Consider the following 11,925-nt stretch of genomic DNA (forward strand, 5'->3'; position numbering starts at 1 on the left):
TTCCCCTTTTCCGACAAGCCCATGGAACTCGCCAAAGCCTTTGAACCAGCCGATATCGAACGCCGCTGGTACCCCGAGTGGGAAGCCCAGAATTACTTCGCTGCCGGCGTTGACCGCAGCAAGGCAGCTGATGAAAACTTCTGCATCCTGCTGCCGCCGCCCAATGTGACTGGCACGCTGCACATGGGCCACGGCTTCAACCAGACCCTGATGGACGCGCTGACCCGCTACTACCGGATGCGCGGCCACAACACGCTTTGGCAGCCGGGCACCGACCACGCCGGCATCGCGACGCAGATCGTCGTCGAGCGCCAGCTGGACGCTCAGGGCATTTCGCGCCACGACCTCGGCCGCGAGAAGTTCCTCGAAAAAGTCTGGGAATGGAAGGAATACTCCGGCAACACCATCACCAAGCAGATGCGCCGCATGGGCACCAGCCCCGACTGGAAGCGCGAGCGCTTCACGATGGATGCCGGCCTCAACAAGGTCGTCACCGAAACCTTCGTCCGCCTGTTCAAGGAAGGCCTGATTTACCGCGGCAAGCGCCTGGTCAACTGGGATCCGAAGCTGAATACCGCCGTGTCCGACCTCGAAGTCGTGCAGGAAGAAGAAGACGGCTTCATGTGGCACATCCGCTATCCGCTGGCAGATGGCTCGGACAGCCTGGTCGTCGCCACGACGCGTCCGGAAACCATGCTTGGCGACACCGCCGTCATGGTCCACCCGGAAGACGAGCGCTACAAGCACATGATCGGCCAGATGGTGAAGCTGCCGCTGACCGACCGCGAAATCCCGATCATTGCCGACAGCTACGTCGATCTCGAATTCGGCACCGGCTGCGTCAAAGTTACGCCGGCGCATGACTTCAACGACTACGCAGTCGGTCAGCGTCACGGACTGCCGATGATCTCGATCCTGACGCTCGACGCCAAGATCAACGAGAACGCCCCGGAAAAATATCGTGGCCTCGACCGTTTCGACGCCCGCAAGGCCGTCGTCGCCGACCTCGAAGCCCTCGGCATCCTGGAAAAGACCGACAAGCACAAGCTCAAGGTGCCGCGTGGCGACCGGACCAATGTCGTCATCGAGCCGATGCTGACCGACCAGTGGTTTGTCGCCATGTCCAAGCCGGGCGACGACGGCAAGTCGATCACCGAGAAGGCGCTCGACGTCGTCCATTCCGGCGAAATCAAGTTCTATCCGGAAAACTGGGTCAATACCTACAACCAGTGGCTGAACAACATCCAGGACTGGTGTATTTCCCGCCAGCTCTGGTGGGGCCACCAGATTCCGGCCTGGTATGGCGACAACGGCCAGATTATCGTCGCCCACAGCGAAGCCGAAGCCAAGGCCGAAGCCGCCAAGCAGGGCTATACCGGCGCCCTGAGCCGTGACGAGGACGTCCTCGACACCTGGTTCTCATCCGCCCTGTGGCCATTCTCGACACTCGACTGGACCGGCGACGAGGCCATCGACGCCGCCAACCCGATTTTGCAGCAATATTTGCCGTCGACCGTGCTGGTCACCGGTTTCGACATCATCTTCTTCTGGGTCGCCCGCATGGTCATGATGACCAAGCAGATCACCGGTCAAATCCCGTTCAAGCACGTTTATGTGCATGGCCTTATCCGCGATGGCGAAGGCCAGAAGATGTCGAAGTCCAAGGGCAACGTGCTCGACCCGATTGACCTGATCGACGGCATCGGCCTCGAAGCGCTGATCGAAAAACGCACGACCGGCCTGATGAACCCGAAGCAGGCCGAGAGCATCGCGAAGAAGACGAAGAAGGAGTTCCCGGAAGGCATCGCCTCCTTCGGTACTGACGCGCTGCGCTTCACCTTCGCCAGCCTCGCCTCGCCCGGCCGCGACATCAAGTTCGACCTGAACCGCTGCGACGGTTACCGCAACTTCTGCAACAAGCTGTGGAACGCCACGCGCTTCGTGCTCATGAACGTCGAAGGCCACGATCTGGCCCTCGAACATCAGCAGAATGGCCCGGCCTGCGGCGGCAATGCCCCGCTTGAATTCAGCTTCGCCGACCGCTGGATCGTCAGCCAGTTGCAGCGCGTCGAGAAGGAAGTCGAGCAGCACTTCACCGACTACCGCTTCGACCTCGTCGCCCAGGCCATCTACAAATTCATCTGGGACGAGTTCTGCGACTGGTATCTGGAAATCGCCAAGGTCGAGATCCAGACCGGCAACGATGCCCAGCAGCGCGGTGCCCGCCGGACGCTGGTGCGCACGCTGGAAGCTGTGCTGCGCCTGGCCCATCCGCTGATCCCGTTCATCACCGAAGAACTGTGGCAGACCGTTGCCCCCATCGCCGGCCGCAAGACGCACGACTCGATCATGCTCGCCGCCTACCCGCGCGCCGAGGAATACAAGCTCGACCCGGCTTCGGAAGCCAAGGTCGAGCGCCTCAAGGCCCTGGCCTACGCCTGCCGTAACCTGCGTGGCGAGATGAATGTCTCGCCCGCCCTGCGCATGCCGCTGCTGGTCGCCGGTGGTGGCGCCGAGATTTCCGAGTTCGCGGCCATCCTGCAAGCTCTGGGTAAGCTCTCCGAGGTACAAATCGTTTCCGACATGCCGGCCGATGCGATGGCGCCGGTTGCCGTGGTCGGTGAAACCCGCCTGATGCTCAAGGTGGAAATCGACGTTGCCGCCGAACGCGTGCGCCTCGCCAAGGAAATCGAGAAGCTCGAAAAGCAGATTTCGATTGCCCAAGGCAAGCTCGCCAACGAAGGTTTCGTCGCCCGCGCCCCGGCCGCCGTGATCGATCAGGAAAAGCAGCGGGTGGCCGATTTCACGGCGACGCTGGAACAACTCAAGCCCCAGCTTGCCAAGCTGGGTAACTAATAAGGATTTACATGTCCCAAGACAAACGCGGCCTCCTCTCGCAGATTTTCATCGCCCTGATGATTTTCTCTGCGCTGGTTGGCGCCTGGAGCGTCGCTTTCATGATCTCCTGGCCGAAAGACAAGACCGACGTCTGGAAGCCGGAATTCCGCCTCGTCGCCATCTGCGCCAACAACGAACCCTGCGGCTTCGCCTACAAGGACCTGGCCGATGCCAAGGCCAAGGGTCTGTACACCACGCTGACGCCAACCGCGCCGGCCGGCGACATTCAGGAAGAAAACAACTGGCTTAAATGGAAGATCGAAAACGGCGTTTTCGAGGTCAAGGCTTCGTCCTGGCACTTCCAGACGACGATCCGTTACACGGTCGAAAACGAAGTGCCGATCCTCCTCGATTATCAGGACATCGATGTCCCGAGAGCCTTCTATTACGGCGTTGCCGCCGCCTTGTTCTCGATGCTCGGCCTCTATTTGCGCCGCCTGCGCGGCTGATCAAGCCCAGCCAGGCATTCCCACGGTCAACCGGGAAAAACGGCCAAAATTGAAATTCAGGCTTTTTTTACGCTTTGCGTAGTAAACCCGGTTGACCGTAGCGATACCCACACCAGCCCCCTGAGGGCATTTCCCAGCCAGAAACCATCGGCCAGATCGGCCGGATAGAGCACCGCCTCACGCGCCTGTCCGGTCGCCAGCAAGGCCGCCCGCAACACGCCGGGCAAGGCGCCACATGCCAGCGGCGGCGTCAGCAGCACACCATCTCGCTCGACAAAAACGTTGCTGCGAGCCCCTTCGGCCACCTCGCCGCGTTCATTCAGAAAAACCACGTCGAAGAGTTGCGGATCGCCGTCCAGCCTATTGAGCGCCGTGTCGTACTGCGCCCGGTCCGTGGTCTTGTGGCGACGCAGCGGATAGCCTGACTCAATCGGCGTGGTCGCCAGCTCGGCGTGACGTGGCCCGCTCTGCTCGGCACTCAGCGGAAAGGCCTGGGCGTCGATGCTGCCATCCTTGGCCAAAGTCAGGCGTACCCGCCACACGCCAGCAACGGGCTGTGCCGCCAGCAATTCAGCAACACGCGTTTCGTCACAGGCAAAACCGAGCCAAGCCGCCGACCGCTGCAGACGTTCGAGATGCCCGACCAGCCGCGGATATTGCCCGTCTTCGCGGCGCAGCGTTTCGATCAACAGCAGGCCGGCATCGCAGTCCTGCAGAAATCGCGACTTGAGCAGGCATTCCTGCCATTCGGCCGCCGGCTGCGAATCGGCAACGATGCCACTACCGATGCCCAGCTTGCCGTGGCCATCTCCACCCAACTCCAGCGTACGAATCGCCACGTTGAGCCGAATATCGCCATCCGGCGCCAGCCAGCCCAGCGCGCCGGTGTAAATGCCACGCTCGGCGTTTTCCAGTTCGGCCGCAATCTGCATCGCCCTGATTTTCGGCGCCCCGGTTATGGACCCGCAGGGAAACAGCGCATGCAGGATTTCGCCGAAACTCCGCCCGCCAACATTGGCCGAAACCTCCGAGACCATCTGCCAGAGCGTCGGGTATTCCTCAATATCGAACAGCCGGTCGACGACGACGCTGCCTTGGTCAGCGACCCGGCCGAGGTCGTTGCGTAGCAGGTCGACGATCATCAGGTTTTCCGCCCTATCCTTTTCGGAATTGCGCAGTTGTTCAGGCGGCGCGCTACGTGGCGCCGTGCCCTTCATCGGTTTGGTCAGCAACCGGTCGCCGCGGCGTTCGAGAAACAGCTCGGGCGACAGCGAAAGCAAGCCGTGCCGGGCATCGCCGACAAAACCGCCGTAGCGAACGGGCTGCTGCTCACGCAACCGGGCATAAAGCGCCAGCGGCGAACCGAACCATTCAAAATCGAGCGGGAAGGTCAAATTAACCTGATAACAGTCACCTTCAAAAATCAGCTGTTTTATCCGGTTGACCGTGGCAACGTAGTCTTCTTCATCAATCGCCGGCTGCAAGCCGCCAACGCCGGCCACGCCATGGCCATGCTCCTGCAGCCAGGCCTCAGCTTCCTCCGCGGAGTGCAAAATCCGCTGTGAGAAGCGCCAGAAGCGGGCCAGCGCTCGCCCATCCGGCTGCCAGCCAAGCGGCGCCGACTTAGGCTCCAGCAGATAGCCGAGTTCATAGTCGAGACCAACCACCGTCCACTGCGGATCATCCTGCAGCGTCTGCAACGCGGCTTCCAGCGACGCCGCGTCGCTGGCCTCGAGGCAATCGATCAGCCCGTCGAAAAGCCAAGCGGCGGGTTCGCCAGCCGGCGCCCGCCTGTCCTCGAAAAATGCGGTGAATTCAGGGCTTATTTGCGCTTCAGGTAAAACTCGAAAACGCGATTTTCTTCTTTTTGCTCAACCAGTTCGTTACCGGTCTGTTTGGCAAAAGCCGGAAAATCCTTGAGGGAACCCGGATCAGTCGCCAGTACGCGCAGGATCTGGCCAGACTCCATCTCGGCAAGCGTCTTTTTGGTACGCAGGATGGGCAGCGGGCAGTTGAGCCCCTTAACGTCGAGATCGCGATTAAATTCCATGTTCATTCGGCCAAATGGATTAGAGGCACGATTTTACCTCGATTAATTGCGCTTTTCCTTCAGTTCATCGATCAGCCGCTGCTTCAACTCGCGCAAGCGCGCATCGATGGACGACATCTCGAAAAAATTGGCGTCGCCGGCCTTCTGCGCCTGCTGCAATTGCTCAACCGCCCCCGCCGTCTGGCCCTGCAAGGCAAAAACCTCGGCCAGCGCCCGATGCTGCATCGCCTGCTTGCCCAGTCCGGCGTAACTTTCTGCCCGCATCTTGTGCAGACGAACGTCGTCCGGCGTAGTGCCCAGGCGCCCTTCAACAAAACGCAGCGCCTCATCGTAACGACGGGCGCCAAGCAGGGCCGCACCGTAACCGTAGAGCAAGCCGTGATTGAGCGGAAAACGCACCATCGCATCGCGATAGATCGTCAGTCCGCCAGCCGGATCGCCTTGAGCAATCCGGATATCGGCCCGTAAATGCTCCAGCATCGGCGCCGAAACCTTGAGGCGGCGGATGCTTTCGATTTCCCGCTCAGCGCCCAGCCAATCGCGATTCCGGTACAGCGCGAAGGCCAGGCCATAGCGAATGGCCGCTTCAGAAGCAAACTTCCGTTCGCGCAACAAGCCAGCCATATCCTTCACCGCATCGACCGGGGTTCCCTGCATAGCACGCACCTTGGCGCGCACCAGCTGGAAATCGACGCTGTCCGCAACCTGCCGGTAAGGCACTGCCTGCTCGCGGTTCTGCATATCGGTCAGCCGCTCACCGGTCAGGGGATGGGTGCGCAGGTAGGCTGTCGCATTGTTTTCGTACAGGCGAACCGATTTTTGCAGACGCTCGAAAAATACCCCCATGCCGCGTACATCAAAACCTGCCTTGCCCAGAATATCGAAACCCTGCCGATCAGCCTCCCGCTCGAAATCCCGGGAAAACGCCAGTTGCGCCGAAATCGCCCCGGCCTGTGTCGAAGCAATCGCCGCCCCGGCCATCTGTCCGCTCGAGCGCGCGGCCAGCAAGGCCAGCGCCATCGCCACCATCGACGCCATGCCAATCTGCTTCGACTGGAAGACCTGACGCGCGATATGGCGCTGCGTCACGTGCGATATTTCATGCGCCAGGACGCCGGCCAGCTCCGACTCGGTCTGGGCGGACACGATGAGGCCGGTATGTACCCCGATGTAGCCGCCGGGCATGGCAAAGGCATTGATATTCTGATCGTTGATCGGGAAAAAATAAAACCCGAAACCAGGATCGTTGCTAACGGCGGCCAATCGACCACCCAGTTGATTCAGATACGCCTCGACATCTGCGTCATCGAGATATGACGGCTCGCGCCAGCGGATTTCATGCATGATCTGCTGACCGATTTTCTTCTCGGTACTCAGCGACAGATCATTGCTGGCAGCGTCCCCCAACTCCGGCAACTCGTCGGCTGCAACGGGCTGCAAAGCCAGCGTACAGGCGAGAAGGGCGGCGACGAATCGTTGGCTCAGGTGCATGGTGCTATGATACCGCAGCCACGAAAAGCGCCCTCCCGGCGCATCGTAACCAATCGTAAATCCCGTGACCAACCAGACCCTGACTCATTTCGACAACGCCGGCCAGGCCCATATGGTCGACGTCGGCGCCAAGGCAGAAACCGCCCGCGTCGCCCGCGCCGCAGGCAGCATTTTCATGAAGCCCGAGACGCTGGCGCTGATTCGCGCCGGTTCCGCCAAGAAAGGCGACGTCCTGGGCATCGCCCGCATCGCCGCCATCCAGGCCTCAAAGCGAACCGGCGACCTGATACCGCTGTGCCATCCAATCGCCCTGACCCGCGTCACTGCCGATTTTTCCATCGACGAAGCCGAAAATGCAGTGCATTGCCAAGTCGTCGCCGAATGTTTCGGCCGAACCGGTGTCGAAATGGAAGCACTGACCGCGACATCGGTTGGCCTGCTGACCATTTACGACATGTGCAAGGCTGTAGACCGCGGCATGCGCATCGAAAACATCCGCCTGCAGGAAAAGTCCGGTGGCAAATCAGGCTACTGGCTGGCCGAATAACCCTCCCGCAAAGAACATGTCCGAACTTCGCAGAAAACTTCTCAAAAGCAGCGTCTCGGTAGCCCTGCTATCGCCCTTGATCGGCACCGGCTTGCTCACGCCAACCCGCGTTCTGGCCGCCGAGTGGAGCAAGAACGCCTTTACCGCCCGTACCGTCAATGACGCGCTGAAGGCCTACGGCAGCGCCAGTGCAGTCGAATCGCGCGACATCGTCATCAACGCGCCGGAGATCGCCGAAAACGGCGCCAAGGTGGAAGTCGAGATTACCTGCAACATCCCCAACACCCGCAGCCTGGCCATCTTTGCCGACAAAAATCCGATGCCGCTGTGCTCGGTGATCGAATTTTCCGGACCCGTCCTGCCATACGTCAGAGCCCAGATCAAAATGGCCGAAACCACACGCGTCCGGGCCGTGGCGAAAGCCACGGACGGTAGATCCTACGTTGCGTTCCGCGAGGTCAAGGTAACGCTGGGCGGCTGCGGAGGTTAAGCATGGCAGATCAAATCAAGATTCGCGCCCAGAACCAGGGTGAAACCACCGACATTCGCATCCTCATGCAGCACCCGATGGAAACCGGGCAACGCAAGGATGACAAGGGGCAGAGCTTTCCGATGCTCTTCATCCAGACCTTCACGGTCAGCCTGAACGGGAAGCCGATCATCGACGGACAACTGAACACATCGATTTCCAGGAACCCGCTATTCACCTTCAAGGCACGCGGCATCAAGACCGGTGACAAATTGTCGGTGGCCTGGGTGGACAACAGCGGCGACCGGCGCCAGGACGAAATCACTGTCGCCTGAATATTTTCCAGCCCATCAAAGAAAAAAGCCCGTCTGAATCAGACGGGCTTTTTAACGTGCTGTTATCCGAAGCTTAGGTGCTCTGGATATTGGAAGCCTGCTTGCCCTTGGGGCCTTGCACGACGTCGAAGGAAACTTTTTGACCTTCCTTCAGAGTCTTGAAACCATTCATGTTGATGGCGGAGAAATGTGCGAAAAGATCTTCGCTACCATCATCAGGAGTGATAAAGCCAAAACCCTTGGAATCATTGAACCACTTGACTGTACCGATTGCCATGTTTGCAACTTTCTTACAAAAGACGAACAAATTTACGGGTCTCCCCGACTCCCTGTTTGAACTCAGTGACCCGGTGCATTACAGCAACCTCGATACAGCTAGAAGCCAAACACGATTGCTTTCTACGCCAATCGAATTTTATCGTCAACAAGTTTCGATGCGGCGCCGCAGCAAATCAAGGGTCAGCAAATATTCATCCTGATCTGGAAATCGGCAGATTCGTCCCAATATTTTGTATTGCGGATTAAGACGGACTGTATAAAATCGAATGCATGGCGACAAAGGCACAGGAAGGCGGACAACTAGCGGCGCAGCGCAGCAAGCTGGGGCCGCCGAAGATGTACAAGGTGCTGTTGTTGAACGACGATTACACGCCGATGGATTTCGTGATCACCGTTCTGCAGCGGTTTTTTTCTCTGGATACTGAACAAGCAACGCAAATCATGCTCAAAGTTCACAACGAAGGTCGTGGCGTCTGCGGGATTTTCCCGCGGGATATCGCTGCAACCAAAGTTGAACAGGTCATTGCATTCGCACGCCAGCACCAACACCCGCTTGCCTGCATCATGGAGGAAAATTGATGATTGCCCAGGAACTCGAAGTCAGCCTGCACATGGCCTTCGTCGAGGCGCGTCAAAAACGCCACGAGTTCATTACCGTCGAACATCTGCTGCTGGCGCTGATCGACAACCCTTCTGCGGCTGAAGCCTTGCGCTCCTGTGGCGCCAAGACCGACACGCTACGCAAGGATCTGACCAATTTCATCGACGAGCACACGCCGACCGTTTCCGGCGAGGACGACATCGACACGCAACCAACGCTCGGTTTCCAGCGTGTCATTCAACGCGCCATCCTGCACGTCCAGTCTTCGGGCAAGAAGGAAGTCAATGGTGCCAACGTGCTGGTCGCCATCTATGGCGAGAAGGACTCACACGCCGTCTATTTCCTGCAAAAACAGGGAGTGACACGGCTCGACGTGGTGAATTACATCTCGCACGGCATCAGCAAGGTACCGCAGCAAGCCAAGGCCGCGCCGGAAGGCGAAGTTGAAACCGATGGCGAAAAAGCTGAAGCCGGACCGCTGGAGCAATACACGATCAACCTCAATGCACTGGCACTGCAGGGTAAGATCGACCCGCTGATCGGCCGCGACAAGGAACTGGAGCGCGTTATCCAGACATTGTGCCGCCGGCGCAAAAACAACCCGCTGCTGGTCGGCGAAGCCGGCGTTGGCAAGACGGCCATCGCCGAAGGACTGGCCCGCAAAGTGGTCGAAGGCGATGTGCCGGAAATCCTGGCCAAGGCCAACATCTACTCGCTGGACATGGGTTCTCTGCTGGCCGGGACCAAGTACCGCGGCGATTTCGAACAGCGCCTGAAAGGTGTTCTCAAGGCCCTCCAGGACAACCCGCACGCCATCCTGTTCATTGACGAAATCCACACCCTGATCGGCGCAGGCTCGGCGTCCGGCGGCACGCTGGATGCATCCAACCTGCTCAAGCCGGCGCTTTCCTCTGGTCAGTTGAAGTGCATCGGAGCGACGACCTACACCGAATTCCGCGGAATTTTTGAGAAGGACAGCGCCCTGTCCCGCCGCTTCCAGAAAATCGACGTGAATGAACCGTCCGTCGCCGAAACGGTGGAGATTCTCAAGGGACTGAAAGCGCGCTTCGAAGCCCACCATGGCATCAAGTATTCGGCCACGGCAATTTCGTCAGCGGTCGAACTGTCGGCCCGCTACATTACCGACCGCCACTTGCCTGACAAGGCAATCGATGTCATCGACGAGGCTGGTGCAGCGCAGCGTATCCTGCCGAAATCGAAGCAGAAAAAAGTCATCAACAAGACGGACATCGAGGAGATCGTCGCCAAGATCGCCCGTATCCCGTCGCAGCACGTCACGCTCGATGATCGCGGTGCGCTGAAGAACCTCGATCGCGACCTGAAGGCGGTCGTCTTTGGCCAGGACAAGGCCATCGACGCGCTGGCCAAAGCCATCAAGATGGCTCGTTCGGGGCTGGGCAATCCCGGCAAGCCGATCGGCTCCTTCCTGTTCAGCGGCCCGACCGGCGTTGGCAAGACGGAAGTAGCCAAGCAACTGGCCTACTGCCTCGGGGTCGAACTGCTTCGTTTCGACATGAGCGAGTACATGGAACGTCATGCGGTGTCCCGCCTGATCGGCGCACCGCCGGGCTATGTCGGCTTCGAACAGGGCGGCCTGCTCACCGAGGGCGTAACCAAGAAGCCGTATTGCGTGCTGCTCCTCGACGAAATTGAAAAAGCGCATCCGGATATCTTCAACATCCTCTTGCAGGTCATGGATCACGGCACGCTGACCGACAACAACGGGCGCAAGGCCGATTTCCGCAACGTGGTGATCATCATGACCACCAATGCCGGCGCTGCCGACCTGCAGAAATCGAGCATGGGCTTCACGAGCTCGAAGCAGACCGGCGACGAGATGGTCGAGATCAAGCGTCTGTTCACGCCGGAGTTCCGCAATCGGCTGGATGCGACGATTTCGTTCGGTCCGCTCGATCACGAGGTCATCCTCCGCGTAGTCGACAAGTTCCTCATGCAGCTCGAGGAACAGTTGCACGAGAAGAAAGTGGAAGCCCATTTCACCGATGCCGTGAAGGAACTGCTCGCCGAAAAGGGCTTCGATCCACTCATGGGCGCCCGCCCGATGGCCCGACTGATCCAGGACACGATCCGTTCTGCACTGGCCGACGAGTTGCTGTTCGGCAAGCTGTCGAGCGGTGGCCGGGTCACGGTCGACCTCGACAAGGATGGCAAAATCAAACTCGACTTCGAGGAAGAAAAAGCCGAAGCCACCGTCTGAACGATTGCCATCCACCCCAAAAGCCGTGCAACATTGCACGGCTTTTTTTATTTCGAGGACTCCAGCATGACCTTCAAGACCCCTGACCTTTGTGACGAATTCGAAGCCGAACTGGGCAAGACCGTCCGCGTCGTCGCCCCGATGTTCCAGCGTTATGGCGGCCGTACAAGCTTTTCCGGCGAGATCGTCACGCTCAAGATTTTCGAGGACAACTCGCTGGTCCGCGAAGCCTTCGCCGAGGATGGCAAAGGCAAGGTTCTCGTCATTGATGGTGGCGGCTCGCTACGCTGCGCACTCGTTGGCGACCAACTCGCCATACTGGCAGCCAAGAATGGCTGGGCCGGGGTCGTTGTATACGGTTGCATTCGCGATTCGGGCGATATCAACGGTATTGATATCGGCGTCCGGGCGCTGAATACGCACCCTCAGAAAACCCTTAAGAAGGGTGTTGGCGACAAGAATGTGGCTGTGACCTTTTGTGGCGTCACCTTCAACCCAGGCGAGCACCTTTACGCCGATGAGGATGGCATTCTGGTCTCAGTCAAGCCATTGATTGGCTGAGCGCTA

The 11,925-nt window shown here is 59.3% G+C and carries 12 protein-coding genes; 8 read left to right on the forward strand and 4 right to left on the reverse strand.

Annotated elements, in window-relative coordinates; all coding sequences use genetic code 11:
- The first annotated feature begins 21 nt into the window (after window positions 1-21).
- Both AC07TV_RS16765 and AC07TV_RS16770 read left to right on the forward strand, forming a co-directional pair.
- On the forward strand, window positions 22-2,856 hold the full coding sequence (locus AC07TV_RS16765) for a valine--tRNA ligase (protein WP_494649505.1): 2,835 nt from the start codon (window positions 22-24) through the stop codon (window positions 2,854-2,856).
- Between the two features lie 11 nt (window positions 2,857-2,867).
- Window positions 2,868-3,347: a hypothetical protein gene (locus AC07TV_RS16770; RefSeq protein WP_494649506.1), complete on the forward strand. Its 480-nt coding sequence runs from the start codon at window positions 2,868-2,870 to the stop codon at window positions 3,345-3,347.
- A gap of 56 nt (window positions 3,348-3,403) precedes the next feature.
- On the opposite strand, the gene pabB is transcribed toward AC07TV_RS16770, so the two are convergent.
- The 3 genes from pabB to AC07TV_RS16785 all read right to left on the reverse strand — a co-directional run bounded on the left by pabB (window position 3,404) and on the right by AC07TV_RS16785 (window position 6,888).
- Window positions 3,404-5,047, reverse strand: a complete 1,644-nt coding sequence (gene pabB / locus AC07TV_RS16775) for an aminodeoxychorismate synthase component I (protein WP_494649507.1) — start codon at window positions 5,045-5,047, stop codon at window positions 3,404-3,406.
- Between the two features lie 122 nt (window positions 5,048-5,169).
- Window positions 5,170-5,397: a sulfurtransferase TusA family protein gene (locus AC07TV_RS16780; protein WP_226400887.1), complete on the reverse strand. Its 228-nt coding sequence runs from the start codon at window positions 5,395-5,397 to the stop codon at window positions 5,170-5,172.
- Between the two features lie 42 nt (window positions 5,398-5,439).
- A complete protein-coding gene (locus tag AC07TV_RS16785; RefSeq protein WP_494649508.1) occupies window positions 5,440-6,888 on the reverse strand; it encodes a beta-barrel assembly-enhancing protease in 1,449 nt (482 codons plus the stop codon).
- 64 nt (window positions 6,889-6,952) lie between these two features.
- Between AC07TV_RS16785 and moaC the strand changes: the two genes are divergently transcribed.
- Genes moaC through soxZ form a run of 3 tightly spaced genes read left to right on the forward strand, consistent with a single transcriptional unit; the run spans window position 6,953 to window position 8,239 of the window.
- Window positions 6,953-7,435 (forward strand): cyclic pyranopterin monophosphate synthase MoaC, encoded by a 483-nt coding sequence (gene moaC, locus AC07TV_RS16790; RefSeq protein WP_494649509.1) that lies wholly within the window; start codon window positions 6,953-6,955, stop codon window positions 7,433-7,435.
- Window positions 7,436-7,451: 16 nt separating this feature from the next.
- Window positions 7,452-7,925, forward strand: a complete 474-nt coding sequence (gene soxY / locus AC07TV_RS16795) for a thiosulfate oxidation carrier protein SoxY (protein ID WP_494649510.1) — start codon at window positions 7,452-7,454, stop codon at window positions 7,923-7,925.
- Between the two features lie 2 nt (window positions 7,926-7,927).
- Entirely contained in the window at window positions 7,928-8,239 is a 312-nt protein-coding gene (soxZ, locus tag AC07TV_RS16800) for a thiosulfate oxidation carrier complex protein SoxZ (RefSeq protein WP_494649511.1), read from the forward strand.
- A 73-nt stretch (window positions 8,240-8,312) separates the two neighbouring features.
- Here soxZ and AC07TV_RS16805 read toward each other — a convergent pair whose 3' ends face one another.
- Window positions 8,313-8,516: a cold-shock protein gene (locus AC07TV_RS16805; protein WP_066880803.1), complete on the reverse strand. Its 204-nt coding sequence runs from the start codon at window positions 8,514-8,516 to the stop codon at window positions 8,313-8,315.
- Between the two features lie 272 nt (window positions 8,517-8,788).
- Here AC07TV_RS16805 and clpS point away from each other — a divergent pair, with 272 nt between their 5' ends.
- The 3 genes from clpS to rraA all read left to right on the forward strand — a co-directional run bounded on the left by clpS (window position 8,789) and on the right by rraA (window position 11,919).
- Window positions 8,789-9,097, forward strand: coding sequence for an ATP-dependent Clp protease adapter ClpS (gene clpS / locus AC07TV_RS16810; RefSeq protein ID WP_226498051.1), 309 nt, complete (start codon window positions 8,789-8,791; stop codon window positions 9,095-9,097).
- A complete protein-coding gene (clpA, locus tag AC07TV_RS16815) occupies window positions 9,097-11,358 on the forward strand; it encodes an ATP-dependent Clp protease ATP-binding subunit ClpA (protein WP_494649512.1) in 2,262 nt (753 codons plus the stop codon). Before clpS ends, clpA begins: the two co-directional genes overlap by 1 nt.
- A gap of 66 nt (window positions 11,359-11,424) precedes the next feature.
- Window positions 11,425-11,919 carry a ribonuclease E activity regulator RraA gene (gene rraA / locus AC07TV_RS16820; RefSeq protein ID WP_494649513.1) on the forward strand — a complete coding sequence of 165 codons (495 nt, stop codon included), beginning with the start codon at window positions 11,425-11,427 and terminating at the stop codon, window positions 11,917-11,919.
- Window positions 11,920-11,925: the final 6 nt, after the last annotated feature.

This window comes from Azonexus sp. GW821-FHT04F04 (genome assembly GCF_059420025.1).